The following is a 15,986-nucleotide window of genomic DNA, read 5'->3' on the forward strand; positions in this document are numbered from 1 at the left end:
GGACGCCCCCTCTGTTCGTTCCCACCGTCAGGCAGCCGCCTCCGCGGTCTCCTCGGCCGGCTTGCGGTGCCGGCCGTGCGGAGCCGACTCGCTCTCCTGGGCCGCGATCCGGCCCCGGTGCCGGCCGTGGCCGGCAGCCTCCAGAGAGTCGGCAGACAGCTGGTTCGTCGTGCTGGTGTCGCTCATCGGAAGTATTCACCCCGTCAACATGATCTTTCGTACAGCCGGGCGAGTGTAACCGGCGCACCACGGGCCGAATCCAGGCGCACACGCCAACCGGCACTAGTTCGTTACAAGACGTCCCAGAGGCGCCTGCTGCAAGGGCACAGGACGCGCCATCACCGGCCCCGGAACGCCCGGTTCCGCAGGCTCCGGAGTACCTGGTTCCGTGGGTTCCGGAGTGCCGCATGCCGTGGGTTCCGGAGTGCCGCATGCCGCGGGTTCCTGAGTGCCGGGGGCCGTGGGTTCCGGAGTGCCCCATGCCGTGGGCCCAGGAGTGCCCGGTTCCGCAGGCTCCTGAGCGCCCGGTTCCGCAGGTGCCGGAGGATCCGGTTCCGTCGGCTCCGGGGACGCCCCGAGCGCCCCGGAAGCCGTGCCGTCCCGGACCGGACCCTCCGGACCCGTGCCCCCGGATCCCCCCGAACCCCCCATGGCCGCGGCAGTACCGCTCCCCGCGGCCGTCTCCCCCCTGGGTACCGTCAGCTCCGCCACGCCGCACGGAGTCTCCTCCGTGGCGTACGGCAGCCGCAGCACCCCGTCCCGTGTCCACAGCCCGGCCCCGGCCAGCCAGCCCCCGGGCGCCGGGAGATGGGTCACCTCCCGCCCCGCCGGCCGCCAGATGCCGACCCAGCTGTTGCCGAACGGCCCGTCGACGCGCAGCGCCACCGCGCAGTTCTCCGGCATCAGCACCTGCCCCGGCTGGATCGCGAACGGCCGCACCGCGCAGTCCGGCACCCTGAGGCACTCCGGGAAGCGCACCGGCAGCGTGCTGCCGAGCACGCCCCAGCCCAGCCGTTCCCGCCCCGGCGAGGGTGCGTCGGAGGAGATGAGCAGCAGCCCGCTGTCGGGGTCGGCGAGCAGCAGCCGGTCGTCGCTCCCGGCCGCGATCTGCAGCAGCGGCGTGACCTCCGCGCGCTCCAGGTCCACCACGACCGTCTTGACCGGCCCGTCGGCGGGCTCCCGGTCCAGCGCCAGCATCCGCCCGGCACGGTCCAGCCAGACCCCGCCCGAACAGCGCCCCGGCACCTCGGCGAGCCGCTCGGGCCCGAACGCCCCGCCCGCCACCAGCCACACCGCACTCGACCGCGGCCCGACGGCGAGGGCGTACGCCCGTACGCCTCCCGGAGCGGGCGGCAGCAGCGTGAGCCGGGTTCCGGGCTCGGGACACTCCACCGCGCCCAGTGGCAGCTCACCGGTGCCGGGGCCGGTCGGGTACAGCAGCGAGAATGCGTGCCGGTGCTCGACCAGCCGGTGGATCAGCACCCGGCCGTCGGACAGGGGCTGCACCTCGGTGCCGGGCTCCTCCGGCTGGTTGCCGGGCAACGGCACCGCGTACGGCTCCGGGCCGTCCAGGGTCCAGCGCTCCGGGAACCAGCAGTCCCCGGCCGGGGCGAGCCGGGCCGCGTACGCGCCGTCCGCCGTCACGGCGAACGCCGTTCCCGGCGCACCGTCGTGCCCGCCCGTGGAGGGGGGTTCGATCGCACAGGCCGTCATCGTTCGGTCACCTCCGGCGACGAACGCTAGTTTTCGTACGCACAGGCGGGGGACGGGGCGGCTCCGGCTTCACACGTACGTGTGGTGCAGAAGCGATTCACCTGAGGAAAGCGGGGCCTTTGTGCTGAGCGGGGCCAGACCGGACGGATGCGGTACGGCCGCCCGGACCAGCCAGGTAGCCTTGCCTTCGTGCCCCGTCTGTCTGAAGTCATCGCCGCGCTGGAGAACCTGTGGCCCGCCGAGTGGGCCGAGTCCTGGGACGCGGTCGGCACGGTCGTGGGCGACCCCGACCAGGAGGTCACCCGGGTCCTGTTCGCCGTCGACCCCGTGCAGGAGATCGTCGACGAGGCGGTGAAGCTCGGCGCCGACCTGCTGGTCACCCACCACCCGCTCTATCTGCGCGGGACGACCACCGTCGCGGCCACCCACTTCAAGGGCCGTGCCGTGCACACGCTGATCAAGAACGACATCGCGCTGCACGTGGCCCACACCAACGCCGACACGGCGGACCCGGGTGTCTCGGACGCGCTCGCGGGCGCGCTGGACCTGAGGGTCGTACGCCCCCTGGTCCCGGACCCCACCGATCCGGAGGGCCGCCGCGGCCTCGGCCGCGTCTGCGAACTCGACCATCCGCTCACCGTCCGTGAGCTGGCCGCGCGCGCCGCCGAGCGGCTGCCCGCCACCGCGCAGGGCATCAGGGTGGCCGGCGACCCCGAGCGGCTCGTCCGTACGATCGCCGTCAGCGGCGGCTCCGGCGACAGCCTCTTCGACCAGGTCCGCGCGGCCGGTGCCGACGCCTTCCTCACCGCCGACCTGCGCCACCACCCGGCGTCCGAAGCCGTCGCCCACACTTCGCTCGCGCTGCTCGACGCGGCGCACTGGGCCACCGAGTGGCCCTGGTGCGAGCTGGCCGCGAGCCAGCTCGACGAGATCTCCGACCGCCACGGCTGGGACCTGCGCGTCCACGTCTCCAAGACGGTCACCGACCCCTGGACCGCCCACGCGGCGTCCAGCACCTCTAGCTGATTCGGGAGCCCCCAACTGAACGCCGCGCCCGCCGACCAGATCCGACTCCTCGACGTCCAGGACCTCGACGTCCGCCTGCAGCAGCTCGCGCACAAGCGGAAGTCGCTGCCCGAGCACGCCGAGATCGACTCGCTGAACAAGGACCTCACCCAGCTGCGGGACCTGCTCGTCGCCGCGCAGACCGAGGAGAGCGACACCGCACGCGAGCAGACCAAGGCCGAGCAGGACGTGGACCAGGTGCGCCAGCGCGCCGTCCGGGACCAGCAGCGCCTGGACTCCGGCGCGGTCACCTCGCCCAAGGACCTGTCCAACCTCCAGCACGAGATCGTCTCCCTCGCCAAGCGCCAGGGCGACCTGGAGGACGTGGTGCTGGAGGTCATGGAGCGCCGCGAGGCCGCGCAGGAGCGGGTGAGCGAACTGACCGAGCGCGTCGCGTCGGTGCAGTCGAAGATCGACGACGCGAGCGGTCGCCGGGACGCCGCGTTCGAGGGGATCGACGGCGAGGTGGCGACGGTGACGAAGGAGCGCGAGGTCATCGCGGCCGGCATCCCCGCCGACCTGCTCAAGCTCTACGACAAGCTGCGCGGGCAGCAGGGCGGCATCGGCGCGGCCAAGCTGTACGCCCGCACCTGCCAGGGCTGCCGCCAGGAGCTGGCGATCACCGAGCTGAACGAGATCCGCGCGGCGGCTCCGGACACGGTGGCGCGCTGCGAGAACTGCCGCCGCATCCTGGTGCGTACGGCCGAGTCGGGTCTGTAAGAGTCGGTAAGGGGCTTCAGAGGTGCGGGAGTTCATCGTCGAGGCGGACGGCGGGTCGCGGGGCAATCCGGGGCCCGCGGGCTACGGCACGGTGGTGCGTGACGCGGCCACGGGCGAGGACCTGACCGAGGTGGCGGAATACCTCGGCGTCGCCACGAACAACGTGGCCGAATACCGTGGCCTGGTGGCCGGCCTCCGCGCCTCCCGCACCCTCGACCCGTCGGCCCGGGTCCACGTCCGCATGGACTCCAAGCTGGTCATCGAGCAGATGTCGGGCCGCTGGAAGATCAAGCACCCCGACATGAAGCCCTTGGCGGCGGAGGCGAGGTCGATCTTCCCTCCGGAGCAGGTCACGTACGAGTGGATCCCCCGCGAGCAGAACAAACACGCGGACCGCTTGGCGAACGAGGCGATGGACGCGGGGGTGAGGGGAGAACAGTGGTCACCGTCCCAGTCCACGGCAGCGCTGGACGCCTCGGCCGCCGCAGCTTCGGGCAGTCGTGCCGCTGGGGCGGCACGGGCGGGCGATGGGGGTGCCCCCGCGCGAGCGAAGCCGAGCGTGGGGGAGGCACCTCTCAGCGAGCAGCGCCCCACTGCCCCCGACGAGCAGCACGTCTCCACACCGGGTTGGAGCAGCGCACCTGACCTCGGCGCCCCCGCCACCTTCGTGCTCCTCCGGCACGGCGAAACCCCCCTCACCCCCCAGAAACGCTTCTCCGGCAGCGGCGGCACCAACCCCTCCCTCTCCGCCGCCGGCCGTGAACAGGCCCACCGCACGGCCGAGGCACTCGCCAGGCGCGGCACCATCCAGGCCGTCATCGCCTCCCCCCTCACCCGCACCCGCGAGACCGCGGCCATCGTCGCCACCCGCCTCGGCCTGGACGTGACGATCGAAGAGGGCCTGCGCGAAACGGACTTCGGCGCCTGGGAGGGCCTCACCTTCGGCGAGGTCCGCGAGCACCACCCCGACGACCTGAACGCCTGGCTCGCCGACCCGGAGGCCCACCCCACCGGCGGCGGCGAGAGCTTCGCCGAGACGGCCACCCGGATCGCCGCCACGCGTGACAAGCTGGTCGCCGCCCACGCGGGCCGCACGGTCCTGCTGGTCAGCCATGTGACCCCGATCAAGACCTTCGTCCGCCTCGCCCTCGGCGCCCCGCCCGAGTCCCTGTTCCGCATGGAACTGTCGGCGGCCTCCCTGTCGGCGGTGGCCTACTACGCGGACGGCAACGCGAGCGTACGGCTGTTCAACGACACGTCCCACCTGCGTCCCTGAGCCCGGCGAGCCCCGCCGCGCCCCGCGCCAGCTCCTCGATCCGCGCCCAGTCCCCGGCGGCCACCGCCTCCGCCGGGATCATCCAACTGCCGCCCACGCAGCCGACGTTGGGCAGGGCCAGATACTCCGGCGCGGTCACCGGCCCGATCCCGCCGGTCGGGCAGAAGCGGGCCTGCGGCAAGGGGCCGGCCAGCGACTTCAGATAGGCCGTACCGCCCGCCGCCTGCGCGGGGAAGAACTTCATCTCCCGCACCCCGCGCTCCAGCAGCGCCACCACCTCCGAGGCGGTCGACACCCCGGGCAGGAACGGCACCCCGGACCCGCGCATCGCCGCCAGCAGCGCGTCCGTCCACCCCGGGCTGACCAGGAACCGCGCCCCTGCCGCCACGCACGCGCCGACCTGCTCCGGCGTGATCACCGTGCCCGCGCCGACGACGGCCTCGGGCACCTCCGCGGCGATCGCCCGGATCGCGTCCAGCGCCCCCGGCGTCCTGAGCGTCACCTCGATCGCCGGCAGCCCGCCCGCCACCAGCGCCCGCGCCAGCGGTACGGCGTCGGCGGCGTCGGAGACGACCACGACGGGCACGACGGGCGCGAGATCCAGCACGGAGGCAGCCGAAGAGGAGGGCAGCGGTGAGGTCATGCCCTCATCGTGCCCAGCGGCTGCAGCACACGCAACGACCGTTGCGCATACTGCAATGCCCCGAAAGTCCGGTCAGTGAATCTCCTCCACCAGAACGTCCAGCGACCACGCCCTGCCCGCCCTGCCCGGCGCCTCCGCCTCGACGACGTACCCGAGCTCCCGCAGCAACTCCACCAGCTCGGCGGGGTTCCCGGGCGCGGCACCGGCCGTCAGCAGGCTCCGTACCATCCGGCCCTTGGTCGCCTTGTTGAAGTGGCTGACCACCTTCCGGGTGGGCGCGTGCAGCACCCGTACGGTCGCCGTGCGCCCCGCGAGCTCGCCCTTCGGTTTCCAGGCCGCCGCGTACGCCGAGGAGCGCAGATCCAGCACCAGGCCGTCCCCGGCCGTCTCCGGCAGTACCTCGGCCATCGGTGCCCGCCAGTGCCCTGCCAGCGCGCCGAGCCCCGGCAGCTTCACGCCCATCGAGCAGCGGTAGGAGGGGATCGGGTCCGTCACCCGCACCGCGCCCCACAGCCCGGAGAAGACCAGCAGCGAGTCGGCCGCGCGCTTTTGTGCCGCCGCGCCCAGGGTGGCCAGGCCGAGGGCGTCGTAGAGGACACCGGTGTAGATCTCCCCGGCGGGGCGGGCGCCGGCCGTTCGCAGCCCGGTGTTCTTCGCGACCTCGCCGCGCAGCCCCTCGCTCAGCCCGAGCACCTCGCGCGCCTTCTCGTTCTGGTCGGGGTCCCCCGTGCACAGCTCGACCAGCTCGGTGAGCACGGCCTCCCGCGCGGCGGTCAGCCCCCGCAGGGACAGCGACTCCAGGTTCAGCGGGGCGCCCTCGCCCGAGCTCGCCTTGCCTTCCGAGGGCGGCAGCAGGACCAGCAACACGTACTCCTTACGTAGACCTCCGCGACAGCGTACGGCGTGCCGCCCCCGCGGCCCCGACCTACGCTCGCTGTATGCCCCGCCGCAAGATCCGCGTGACCGGCGCCCCCGAGGCGCCGCTGCGGGCCGCCCTCGCCGCGCTGCGTGCCGAGCTCGGGCTGCCGCAGGACTTCCCGCCCGAGGTCCGGGCCGAGGCCGAGCGCGCGGCGAAAGCGCCCGCCCTGCCGTCGTACGACGCCACGGACATCCCCTTCTTCACCCTCGGCCTTCCCGGCTCCCCCGACCTCGACCAGGCGACGCACCTCTCGCGGCAGGGCACCGGCTACCGGGTCCGGTACGCCATCGCCGACGTCGCCGCCTTCGTCGTACCCGGCGGGGCGCTGGACGCGGAGGCGCACCGGCGGGTGAACACCCTGTACTTCCCCGACGGGAGGATCCCGCTGCACCCCACCGTGCTCAGCGACGGCGCGGCGAGCCTGCTGCCGGACCAGGTCCGCCCGGCCGTGCTGTGGACGATCGACCTGGACGCGGAGGGCCGGACCATCGCCGTCGACGTGCGCCGGGCCCTGGTCCGCAGCCGCGCCAAACTCGGCTACGCGCGCGTGCAGAAGGAGATCGACGCCCAGGCCGCCGAGGAGCCGGTCGCGCTCCTCAAGGAGATCGGCGAGGCCCGGGAACGGCAGGAGACCGAGCGCGGCGGCATCTCCCTGAACGTGCCCGAGCAGGAGATCACCGAGCAGGACCACACCTACGTCCTCGGTTACCGGGCCCCGCTGCCCGCCGAGGCCTGGAACGCCCAGCTGTCCCTGCTCACCGGCATGGCCGCCGCCGACCTGATGCTCGCGTACGGCACGGGCATCCTGCGCATCCTGCCGGCCGCCCCGGACGGAGCCGTGGCCCGGCTGCGGCGCACCGCGACCGCGCTGCACATCGACTGGCCGCACCATGTGTCGTACGCCGCGCTGATCCGGACCCTGGACCCGCACGACGCCCACCACGCGGCCTTCCTCCAGGAGTGCACGACTCTCCTGCGCGGCGCCGGCTACACGGTCTTCCGGAACGGCGCGCTCCCCGCGATCACGACCCACGCCGCCGTCGCCGCCCCCTACACCCACTGCACCGCCCCGCTGCGCCGCCTCGCCGACCGCTACGCCACGGAGCTCTGCCTCGCCGCCGTCGCCGGCCAGGCCCCGCCCGACTGGGTGCTCGCCACGCTCGACGCGCTGCCCCGGCGGATGGCCGACGGCTCCCGGATCGCCGGCACCGTCGAGCGCGAGTGCGTGGACATCGTCGAGGCGGCCCTGCTCAGGGACCGGGTCGGTGACGTCTTCGCCGGCTGTGTGGTGGACGTCGACGAGCACCGGCCGACCGTCGGCACCGTCCAGTTGGACTCCCCGGCGGTCATCGGCCGCGTCGAGGGCGACCGGCTGCCGCTGGGCGAACACCTGCGGGTCCGGCTGGTCCGGGCCGACCCGGGCAGCGCGAAGATCCTCTTCACTGCGGCATGAGCGCCTTGACGAGGATGCCGGGGTCGTCGGTGTGCAGCCGCACCACGCTCACCTCGCGCGTCCGGCCGAGGAGGGACATGTGGGTGACGGACTCGGCGAGTTGGAGCGTTTCGTCCGCCGGAGTGTGCATGCTCCGCGTGTCCCGGCGCACGGCGCACGGCGCACGGCGCTGATCACGTCCAGCGGTATGCGCAGGTCCACATGGACGCCGTACCGCACCCGCAGCGCCTCCGGTGTCAGCACATGGGGGCGGACCACGCAGGCCGCGTGCAGGCCGACGACGAACAGCACGGTGTGGAGGTCCAGCACCAGCAGCACGTCGTGGGAGGTGGGCATGCCGCGCGGCATCGCGGACACGCCGACCGTCTCGACCACGCACACGAAGGCGAGTCCGGCCATCGTCGCACCCTGTCCGCGCGTGTACCCGAACGCCCGCCCGCCGGCGGTGCCCCGAGCGCGCCGGGACAGCCACGACGCAAGGCTCGCGTAGAGCCGCGCCTCGTGCCCCGCCAACCGCCCCGGTATTGCCGGCATCCTCATCTCCCTTGTCCCACAAGGACAGTGAGCGCGCGGCGGATCACCTCGGCCGGACGTCGCGGCAGGGTCGAGCGGCGGCTTGGGGCAGGCCGAGCCAGCGTTCCAGGGGTTCCGGCAGGCCCTTGCCGCCCTCGTCCTCGGTGGCCCAGGCGACGAAACCGTCCGGCCGCACGAAGAGCCCCTTCAGGCCCGGGCGGTCCGGGCACGCGGCCGTGACGACGTCCAGCCGGTCGCCGTACCCCTCGGCGTGGGCGCGCAGCGCGGGGTCGTCGGCGAGGTCGAGCAGCAGGGCGCGGCCGGCGTGCAGACGGTCGCCGAGCCGGGAGCCGTCCGCCAGCACCAGGTCGGGGGCGCTGGCGCCGGTCAGCGGATGGTCGCCGGGCAGGTCGTAGCGCTGCCAGATGCCGGAGATCTTCGTGACGAGGTAGGTCGTTCCCGTGCTGGTCAGCGCCAGGTCGGTGACCACCCGGCGCAGGGCGCGGGCGTGCCGGTCCGGGCGCATCACCGCGATCTGGGCCCGCGTCCAGTCGAGCACCCAGGCGCCGATCGGATGCCGCTCGGCGGTGTAGGTGTCCAGCAGGGACTCGGGTGCCGTGCCCCGTACGACGGCGGCCAGCTTCCACCCCAGGTTCATCGCGTCCCCGATGCCGAGGTTGAGCCCCTGCCCGCCGAACGGCGAGTGCACGTGCGCCGCGTCCCCCGCGAGCAGCACCCGGCCCTGGCGGTACTCGGTGACCTGGCGGGCGTTGTCGGTGAACCGGGTCGAGGTGATCACCTTGTGGACGGTGACCTCGGGTACGCCCGACACCCGGCGCAGGCTGGCCTGCAGCTCATCGGCGGTGACGGGGACGGTCCGGTCGGCCGGGGGACCGTCGAACTCCACGGTGAGGATCCGCCCGGGGAACGGCCCGTTGACGTACGTCCCCACGTCGGTGGTGTTCCAGCCCACGCCCAGTCGCTCGTCGCCGGACATCTCCACGACCGCCTGATAGCCGGTGATCTCCGGGTCCGTGCCCGGGAAGTCGAACCCGGCGAGCTTGCGGACGGTGCTGCGCCCGCCGTCGCAGCCGACCAGCCAGCCGGCCCGGACCGTCCCGTCACCGGTGTGTACGGCGACCCCGTCCGGGTCGGCGTCGAAGCCGGTCAGCTCCACGCCCCGGCGCACCTCCACCCCGAGCTGCGCGGCCCGCCGGGCCAGGATCTTCTCCAGCTCGGCCTGGGGCACGCCGAGCCCGCTGCCGGCGGCGGGGCCGACGTCCTCCCAGGCGGGGTCGGAGTCGTCGAAGAGGTCGGGGTCCAGCGTGATCCCGGCGAAGTGCCCCGCGAACTTGGGCGGGGTCTTCATGGCGCCCTTGGCCCCGCCGCCCTCCCGGAAGGCGCGCAGCCGTTCCCGCGCCGCCTCCCACACCGCCGCCAGCTCGGGCAGCAGCCCCCGCCGGTGGAAGGCGACCGCGCTCGGGATGTTGACCGAGCCCGCCTTGATCGTCTCGTCGACCTCGGCCAGCCGCTCCACGACCAGCACCCGCGCCCCGCCGAGCCCCAGCTCGCAGCCGAGGAAGAGGCCCACGGGGCCGGCGCCGGCCACCACCACGTCGTAGTCCCTGTGATCCGTCGTCGTCATGAGACTTCACTGTAGTGACTAAAAGTTTTTTGTGGCTATAGTTTTATGCATGGACGAGGAACGGGACGAGGAGCTTCCGCTGAGGGAGCGCAAGAAACGCGCCACACGGCAGCGGATCTCCGACATCGCGACGGGGCTCTTCGTGGAGCGGGGCTTCGACGCGGTGACGGTCGCCGAAGTGGCCCGGGCCGCCGACGTCTCGGCGATGACCGTCTTCAACTACTTCCCGCGCAAGGAAGATCTCTTCCTCGACCGCATCCCGGAGGCCGTCGAGCTGTTCGCCACTGCCGTACGGGAGCGCACGCCGGACGAGACCCCGTTGGCCGCCCTGCGCCGGCTCGCGCTCCGACTCCTCGACCGGCAGCACCCGTTGAGCGGGGTGGGGGAGACCTTCCTGCCTTTCTGGCGGACCGTGATCGCCTCCCCCGCCCTGCGCGCCCGCGCCCGCGAGGGCGTCGAGGAGGTGGAGCGGGCACTGTCCGAGGCCCTCGCCGGGACTGGCGTGCCGGACCCGCACCTCCTGGCGGCCCTGACCGTGGCGGCGTACCGCACGGTCTACGTCACCTCCGCCTGCCGACTGCTGGCCGGGGACCGGGTGGAGGAGGTGGCGCGGGATCACCGGATGCGGCTGGAGTCGGCGTTCGGGGCCCTGGAGCGCATGGTCCCCTGAGGCGTGGCGTTACCCGGCCCCGGCCGTCCCGGAGGTCGCCGGGGCGATGCGCACCCGGCCCTCCACCTCGCCTTGACCGTCTCGCCACCGAACAGCCCCTGCCCCGTGCCGAACTCCCCGACGGCCTGGAGTACCGCGCGGCGATGCCGTCACCGCGGCGTTGGTGGGGACATCGACACGGCCCGCGCCACCTGGGCCTTCGCCCACGGCATGGTCATCCTGGAGATCCACGGCCGGTGTCCCGCGGACACCGGCCCGGACGCGGCATGGAAGCGGGGCCCGAAGGCGTTGCACTCTTGGCCGGAAGGGGTGATGGGGGATGGCGGAACAAGCACTGTGGACGCGCGCCCGGCTGGGCCACGGCGGGCCTCCGCTGGACCTGCTGACGGCGAACTTCCGCCGGCACACCTACGCCCCGCACGCCCATGACGAGTACACGATCGGCGTCTGCGTCGGCGGCAGCGAGGTGATCGACTACCGGGGCGGCCACATCCGCACCGGCCCCGGCACGATCGTCGTCCTCGACCCGGGCGAGATGCACACCGGCGGCCCCGGCAACGCCACCGACGGCTACGCCTACCGCGCCCTGTACGCCGAGCCGTCCCTCCTGGCCGACGGCACCCTCGGCGGCCTCCCGCACTTCCGCGAACCCCTCGTGGACGACCCCGAGCTGGCCAGGGCCCTGCGCCGCGCCCACGCGGAACTCGCCGCCTGCCCGGACCCGCTGCAGGCCGAGTCCGTCCTGCCCTGGCTGCTGACCGCCCTGGCCCGCCGCCACTCCACGGCCAGAGCCACCTGCGACGAGATCCCCGGCGCGGGCGCGATCGCCCTGACGGTCCGTGACCGCCTCGCCGACGACCTCACGGCGCCCCCACCGCTGGCCGACCTCGCGGCCGAGCTGGGCCTGTCCCGCTACCAGCTCCTCCGCGCCTTCCGCACGACCATGGGCATACCCCCGTACGCCTGGCTCGCCCAGTACCGGGTGAGCAGGGCGCGAGGACTGCTGGAGGCGGGCCTGCGCCCGGCCGAGGTGGCAGGCCTGGTGGGCTTCGCCGACCAGGCCCACCTGACCCGCTGGTTCCGCAGGGTGCTCGGGGTGACGCCGGCGGCGTACCGCAACAGCGTTCAAGACGCCCGGTGAGGCGCCGGCCGAAACTCACGGTATGACTGCACGTGGCTGGTTCCTGTTCTCCCTCATGGGAGTGATCTGGGGCATCCCCTATCTCATGATCAAGGTGGCGGTGGCCGAGGTGTCCCCGCCGGTGCTGGTGTTCACGCGCTGCGCACTCGGCGCGGCCCTCCTGCTCCCCTTCGCCGTACGGCAAGGCGGCCTGCTCACGACCGTACGCACCCACTGGCGCCCCATGCTGGCCTTCGCGTGCCTGGAGATCATGATCCCCTGGTTCACCCTCACGGACGCCGAACGGCACCTGTCCAGCTCGACGTCGGGCCTGCTGATCGCGGGGGTACCGATCGTGGGCCTGATCGCGGCCCGTCTCCTGGGCGACACGGAACACCTGGGAGCCCGCCGGCTGCCCGGCCTCGCCCTGGGCCTGGCCGGCGTGACCGTCCTGACCCTGCCCCACCTGACCGGCGGCGACGGCCGCTCCCTCGCGGAGGTCCTGGTGACGGTCGTGGGCTACGCGACCGCTCCCTTGATAGCAGCGCGCCGCATGAAGGACGTCCCGTCACTCCACCTGACCTCGGCCTGCCTGACCCTGGCCGCGCTGGTCTACGCCCCGCTGGCGACAGCGACGCTCCCGTCCTCCATCCCGTCCTCCTCCGCCCTGATGGCCCTGGCCGGCCTGGGCGTGCTCTGCACGGCGGTGGCCTTCGTGGCGTTCCTGGAGCTGATCAAGGAGGCGGGGCCGACGCGGGCGACGGTGATCACGTACGTCAACCCGGCGGTGGCGGTGGCGGCGGGCGCGATCTTCCTGAACGAGCCGCTGACTCCCACGATCCTGGTGGCCTTCGCGCTGATCCTGACCGGCTCGGTCCTGGCGACGGCGGCTGCGGGTCCGCGCCGCTCCCGGCGCCCGGTACCATGGTCGACACGGCAGACGAGCCGGGCGGACGGCCGCGTGGAGTCCCCCTAGGGGGCTTCCCGAGGAACGTCCGGGCTCCACAGGGCAGGGTGGTGGCTAACGGCCACCCGGGGTGACCCGCGGGACAGTGCCACAGAAAGCAAACCGCCCGGGGCTCAGGCCCCTGGTAAGGGTGAAACGGTGGTGTAAGAGACCACCAGTGCCCAGGGTGACCTGGGCAGCTAGGTAAACCCCACCCGGAGCAAGGTCAAAAGGAAACACTCCGGTGTTTCTGCGCGGACGCTCGAGGGCTGCCCGCCCGAGTCCGCGGGTAGACCGCACGAGACCGGTGGCAACACCGGCCCTAGATGGATGGCCGTCGCCCCGACGCCCGCGAGGGCACCGGGGAACAGAACCCGGCGTACAGCCCGACTCGTCTGCCATCGGGGCTTTGACCAGGGGATACTTCCTGGTCAGAGCCCCAGTGCGTGCAGTCGGGGTTCCCGCCTGTACCTGCGGTTTCCTGGGAGTTCCCGCGTGGTTGTGCACGCTGGCTGGCGGTGGCCACGGGGTTTTCGCCTCAGGGCTCTGCACGCCGCGCCGGTCGTCGCATCACTCTGAAACCGGCGCCCTCCCTCAAGCGCTGCGAGCGCTCGCAATACGGCCGTAGCCGTGCGCTTCGACGACAATGAGCCCGCAGGTACCTCGCGCTCAAGGGTAACCAGCACGACTACACGTGGGACAAGGCATGGAGCTACCACCTCTCCGGTGGGATGCTGAACTTCGTCCCCGTCTACGGCGATGCCTTGCAGCGTGGAGCCGATGTGATCACCACTGCCTGGATCATGGACGAACAGCAGCATCAGGCGGACAAGCTGACCAGCGACAGCCAGGCGACCTTCCACCATCGCCAGAACCAGCTCAACGCCATTGCCAACCAGTGGTACGAGACCAACTCCCGCTGGGCCGACACCCACACCGACTACTCGCACGGACAGGGCATGTACGACCAGATCAACACATCGGCCAATAACGGCAATGCACAGGCCCGCGGCCTGGCGGGAGCTCAGTGACGACACCGAGGCGTATGGCGGCGGCCTTGTTGTGCGGTGCCGTCATGGCAGCGGCGGCGGGCTGCAGCACCCACGCCACCGTCCCCGCAGACTTCTGCAAGGTCTCTGTGTCGAAGGCGGCCTTGTCACCACTCATCCCGCACGACGGGTCGGTGAAGCAGACGTACACCGCCTTGGAGGCTCAGCCGGGTGCCGGCTGCACCCTGAGTGCCGACGGTCACCGGGTGCTGTACGTCGACATCATGCGGCAGGACCGGGCCCCGGACCCGGTGGACTGGAAGGCCGTGGGAGCACCGTACAAGTACGCCGTCGAGCGGGCCGTGTCCTTCCCGGGACATGCGGTGATCGGAAGCGACCACGCCGTGGTTCAGGCCACTTGCACCTCTCGGACGGCATACATGTCCTTCGCGGTCTATTTCTTCGGCGACCGCGTCGAGAACACCCCCACCGGCTACAAGAAACTCCAACGTTTCGTCAACGACTTCGTCCCTCGCGAAACCAAGAAGTTCCACTGCACCGATTAGGTGGCATGGGGCGAAGGCCGGCAGGACTATGCTGACGAGCAAGGAGAGAGATGGTCGTGAACGAGCGAAGCCAGGCGTCACCGTCATGCGGCAAACCGTGCGACGAGCAATGCCTGCGAGATGCCGACCGAATAGAAAAGTGGTCGAGTTGACCACTCACGGATCGCGGATCGAGTGGGGCTCGATCTGGAACGACCGTTACGGTGCTTACCGATTGCCGCCGTTTGGATGTCGCGTGGCTGTCCTCGGTGTCCGGCATCCTGGAGACTGAACTCCGCTCGATGGCATCGGGCGCGCCGCCGTTGGCTTCGCAGCTCGACAACCTAGCCCCCGCGCCGAGCGTGACGACGAGCCCCACGAGGAACGCGGCGCCCCCGGCTCGCCGCCGCCGCGCTTCCCGGGCTGGTTCCGCATCGGGCCGATCTCGCACTTGGTGTGCGTCCTCCCCCGGGACGTGCGCTAGGTCCGGTTGTCGGTGTCGGCGTAGCCCGCTGCCACGGATGATGTGCGTGAACATGTATCCCGTCGGCATCTTCATGGCCATGCCGCCAACGCCGTACTCGAAGGATGCGTACGGGAGTTGCGCCGATCGCTGTGGCATGCGCGCCGGCGGGTGCGGCGAGGGCAAGGGCTCCCGTCGCGGTCAGAGTCGTGGCGAGTGATCAAGACAGAAGCCGACTGACGTGCCGCACCTTCCGGAAGGGGCTCGGGGTGTGCGGCTAGGGTCTGCGTGGTGCCCGGGGTTCGGGCGTCTGCCGGCCTTCCGGGCTTGCCGGCGGTTTCAGCGGTCGCTCCCGTACCCCCTCCAGATGCCCCTCGAACACCTCCCGCGCCCGAGGCGTCAGCGTCCGAAGCGCCACCAGCGCGGTGATCGCCACGTCGCACAGTTCCGCCTGGACGTCCTCCCACGTGTGGGTGACGCCCTTGCGGGGGTTCTGGCCGGTGGCCCCGATCACCGCCTCCGCGACTTCGCCGACCTCTTCCGACAGCTTGAGAATGCGCAGGAGCAGACCCTCCTGACCTGCGTGCCTGCGGGTGGCCTCCAGGCGGGACCAGAGTTCGTCGACGGTCGGCCAGAGGGCCGGGGCGGCGGTGCCGGCGGTGTCCTGATCGGTCATGCCGGGCAGCTTCCCATGGCTCCGGCACCACGCCGTACCGGCTATCGGCTGCCGGCGACCTGCTACTCCTCGAACAACACCTCCTGCTCCCCCTCCGCCTTCGTCCGCAGCCGCTGGTTCCGCGCCCCGATCACCAGTGCCGTCGCCGCCGCCGTGACGCCCAGGGCCACCGGCACCATCCAGCCCCGGTCGAAAACATGGCCGAGGGCGTGGTCGAGGGAGAGGCGGCCGGGGCCCGTCACCGCGAGGCCCGTTGCCGCGAGGCCGAGGCTCGCCGCGTACTCGTAGCCGCCCTCCTGGGCGAAGAAGCCGTTGGGCATGTGGACCGTCGCCGCCCCGGCCATCGCGCCGGCTGCCGCCGCGCCCGCCGCCGGGGTCGCGAGGCCCAGGGCGAGGAGGGTGCCGCCGCCGGCCTCCGCCAAACCTGCCGCGGTGGCGCTCGCCTTCCCGGGCGCGTAGCCGACGGACTCCATGAACTGGCCCGTGCCCTCCAGGCCGTGCCCGCCGAACCAGCCGAACAGCTTCTGCGCGCCGTGCGCGGCCAGCACCCCGCCGGTCCCCAACCGGAGCAGCAGCAGGCCCAGGTCACGTCGGTCGAAACAGCTCACGGTGACTCCCAAGCGGAGAGGC

The 15,986-nt window shown here is 72.4% G+C and carries 16 protein-coding genes, 1 other RNA gene and 1 pseudogene; 10 read left to right on the plus strand and 8 right to left on the minus strand.

Annotation, left to right across the window (positions count from 1 at the left end):
- Nucleotides 1-27: 27 nt before the first annotated feature.
- Together ACWGJ5_RS11060 and ACWGJ5_RS11065 are read right to left on the minus strand one after the other, a co-directional pair.
- The gene (locus ACWGJ5_RS11060; RefSeq protein ID WP_453309435.1) at nt 28-186 is read right to left on the minus strand and encodes a hypothetical protein; all 159 of its coding nucleotides are present in this window, start codon (nt 184-186) and stop codon (nt 28-30) included.
- Nucleotides 187-282: 96 nt separating this feature from the next.
- Nucleotides 283-1,713 (minus strand): hypothetical protein, encoded by a 1,431-nt coding sequence (locus ACWGJ5_RS11065; RefSeq protein ID WP_453309436.1) that lies wholly within the window; start codon nt 1,711-1,713, stop codon nt 283-285.
- A gap of 189 nt (nt 1,714-1,902) precedes the next feature.
- Here ACWGJ5_RS11065 and ACWGJ5_RS11070 point away from each other — a divergent pair, with 189 nt between their 5' ends.
- The 3 genes from ACWGJ5_RS11070 to ACWGJ5_RS11080 are packed head-to-tail and all read left to right on the plus strand — an operon-like array spanning nt 1,903 to nt 4,774.
- Nucleotides 1,903-2,739: a Nif3-like dinuclear metal center hexameric protein gene (locus ACWGJ5_RS11070; protein WP_453309437.1), complete on the plus strand. Its 837-nt coding sequence runs from the start codon at nt 1,903-1,905 to the stop codon at nt 2,737-2,739.
- A gap of 15 nt (nt 2,740-2,754) precedes the next feature.
- Entirely contained in the window at nt 2,755-3,498 is a 744-nt protein-coding gene (locus tag ACWGJ5_RS11075) for a zinc ribbon domain-containing protein (RefSeq protein ID WP_453309554.1), read from the plus strand.
- A 22-nt stretch (nt 3,499-3,520) separates the two neighbouring features.
- On the plus strand, nt 3,521-4,774 hold the full coding sequence (locus ACWGJ5_RS11080; protein ID WP_453309438.1) for a bifunctional RNase H/acid phosphatase: 1,254 nt from the start codon (nt 3,521-3,523) through the stop codon (nt 4,772-4,774).
- Here the strand turns inward: ACWGJ5_RS11080 and eda are convergent.
- Both eda and yaaA read right to left on the minus strand, forming a co-directional pair.
- Complete coding sequence (gene eda / locus ACWGJ5_RS11085; protein ID WP_453309439.1) at nt 4,746-5,417, minus strand: bifunctional 4-hydroxy-2-oxoglutarate aldolase/2-dehydro-3-deoxy-phosphogluconate aldolase; 672 nt, start codon at nt 5,415-5,417, stop codon at nt 4,746-4,748. The two genes, ACWGJ5_RS11080 and eda, sit on opposite strands and share 29 nt — an antisense overlap.
- 72 nt (nt 5,418-5,489) lie before the next feature.
- On the minus strand, nt 5,490-6,281 hold the full coding sequence (yaaA, locus tag ACWGJ5_RS11090; RefSeq protein WP_453309555.1) for a peroxide stress protein YaaA: 792 nt from the start codon (nt 6,279-6,281) through the stop codon (nt 5,490-5,492).
- 74 nt (nt 6,282-6,355) lie between these two features.
- On the opposite strand from yaaA, the gene ACWGJ5_RS11095 reads away from it, so the two are divergent.
- Entirely contained in the window at nt 6,356-7,789 is a 1,434-nt protein-coding gene (locus ACWGJ5_RS11095) for an RNB domain-containing ribonuclease (RefSeq protein ID WP_453309440.1), read from the plus strand.
- 48 nt (nt 7,790-7,837) lie between these two features.
- Here the strand turns inward: ACWGJ5_RS11095 and ACWGJ5_RS11100 are convergent, their stop codons facing one another.
- Together ACWGJ5_RS11100 and ACWGJ5_RS11105 are read right to left on the minus strand one after the other, a co-directional pair.
- On the minus strand, nt 7,838-8,323 hold the full coding sequence (locus tag ACWGJ5_RS11100) for a hypothetical protein (protein ID WP_453309441.1): 486 nt from the start codon (nt 8,321-8,323) through the stop codon (nt 7,838-7,840).
- A gap of 43 nt (nt 8,324-8,366) precedes the next feature.
- Nucleotides 8,367-9,947 carry an FAD-dependent monooxygenase gene (locus ACWGJ5_RS11105; protein WP_453309442.1) on the minus strand — a complete coding sequence of 527 codons (1,581 nt, stop codon included), beginning with the start codon at nt 9,945-9,947 and terminating at the stop codon, nt 8,367-8,369.
- A gap of 49 nt (nt 9,948-9,996) precedes the next feature.
- Here ACWGJ5_RS11105 and ACWGJ5_RS11110 point away from each other — a divergent pair, with 49 nt between their 5' ends.
- From ACWGJ5_RS11110 to ACWGJ5_RS11135, 6 genes and pseudogenes are all read left to right on the plus strand, one after another.
- Nucleotides 9,997-10,617, plus strand: a complete 621-nt coding sequence (locus ACWGJ5_RS11110; RefSeq protein WP_453309443.1) for a TetR/AcrR family transcriptional regulator — start codon at nt 9,997-9,999, stop codon at nt 10,615-10,617.
- A 319-nt stretch (nt 10,618-10,936) separates the two neighbouring features.
- On the plus strand, nt 10,937-11,758 hold the full coding sequence (locus ACWGJ5_RS11115; RefSeq protein ID WP_453309444.1) for an AraC family transcriptional regulator: 822 nt from the start codon (nt 10,937-10,939) through the stop codon (nt 11,756-11,758).
- 85 nt (nt 11,759-11,843) lie between these two features.
- A pseudogene (locus tag ACWGJ5_RS11120) lies at nt 11,844-12,560 on the plus strand (DMT family transporter); the annotation flags it as partial.
- 118 nt (nt 12,561-12,678) lie between these two features.
- Nucleotides 12,679-13,081: RNase P RNA component class A (rnpB, locus tag ACWGJ5_RS11125), an RNA gene on the plus strand.
- A gap of 333 nt (nt 13,082-13,414) precedes the next feature.
- Entirely contained in the window at nt 13,415-13,714 is a 300-nt protein-coding gene (locus ACWGJ5_RS11130) for a hypothetical protein (RefSeq protein WP_453309445.1), read from the plus strand.
- Between the two features lie 44 nt (nt 13,715-13,758).
- Complete coding sequence (locus ACWGJ5_RS11135; protein ID WP_453309446.1) at nt 13,759-14,238, plus strand: hypothetical protein; 480 nt, start codon at nt 13,759-13,761, stop codon at nt 14,236-14,238.
- Nucleotides 14,239-14,957: 719 nt separating this feature from the next.
- Here ACWGJ5_RS11135 and ACWGJ5_RS11140 read toward each other — a convergent pair.
- Together ACWGJ5_RS11140 and ACWGJ5_RS11145 are read right to left on the minus strand one after the other, a co-directional pair.
- Nucleotides 14,958-15,356 (minus strand): MazG-like family protein, encoded by a 399-nt coding sequence (locus tag ACWGJ5_RS11140; protein WP_453309447.1) that lies wholly within the window; start codon nt 15,354-15,356, stop codon nt 14,958-14,960.
- A 62-nt stretch (nt 15,357-15,418) separates the two neighbouring features.
- A complete protein-coding gene (locus ACWGJ5_RS11145) occupies nt 15,419-15,964 on the minus strand; it encodes a DoxX family protein (RefSeq protein WP_453309448.1) in 546 nt (181 codons plus the stop codon).
- Nucleotides 15,965-15,986: the final 22 nt, after the last annotated feature.

It is taken from the genome of Streptomyces sp. NPDC054783 (assembly GCF_053611725.1).

Excerpts from the sequence above, each read along its gene's own strand:
- ACWGJ5_RS11105 (WP_453309442.1), bottom strand. The coding sequence starts at position 9,947 with ATGACGACGACGGATCACAGGGACTACGACGTGGTGGTGGCCGGCGCC.
- ACWGJ5_RS11100 (WP_453309441.1), bottom strand. The coding sequence starts at position 8,323 with ATGCCGGCAATACCGGGGCGGTTGGCGGGGCACGAGGCGCGGCTCTAC.
- ACWGJ5_RS11115 (WP_453309444.1), top strand. The coding sequence starts at position 10,937 with ATGGCGGAACAAGCACTGTGGACGCGCGCCCGGCTGGGCCACGGCGGG.
- ACWGJ5_RS11095 (WP_453309440.1), top strand. The coding sequence starts at position 6,356 with ATGCCCCGCCGCAAGATCCGCGTGACCGGCGCCCCCGAGGCGCCGCTG.
- ACWGJ5_RS11140 (WP_453309447.1), bottom strand. The coding sequence starts at position 15,356 with ATGACCGATCAGGACACCGCCGGCACCGCCGCCCCGGCCCTCTGGCCG.
- ACWGJ5_RS11060 (WP_453309435.1), bottom strand. The coding sequence starts at position 186 with ATGAGCGACACCAGCACGACGAACCAGCTGTCTGCCGACTCTCTGGAG.
- ACWGJ5_RS11110 (WP_453309443.1), top strand. The coding sequence starts at position 9,997 with ATGGACGAGGAACGGGACGAGGAGCTTCCGCTGAGGGAGCGCAAGAAA.
- ACWGJ5_RS11130 (WP_453309445.1), top strand. The coding sequence starts at position 13,415 with ATGCTGAACTTCGTCCCCGTCTACGGCGATGCCTTGCAGCGTGGAGCC.
- ACWGJ5_RS11135 (WP_453309446.1), top strand. The coding sequence starts at position 13,759 with ATGGCAGCGGCGGCGGGCTGCAGCACCCACGCCACCGTCCCCGCAGAC.
- ACWGJ5_RS11065 (WP_453309436.1), bottom strand. The coding sequence starts at position 1,713 with ATGACGGCCTGTGCGATCGAACCCCCCTCCACGGGCGGGCACGACGGT.
- eda (WP_453309439.1), bottom strand. The coding sequence starts at position 5,417 with ATGACCTCACCGCTGCCCTCCTCTTCGGCTGCCTCCGTGCTGGATCTC.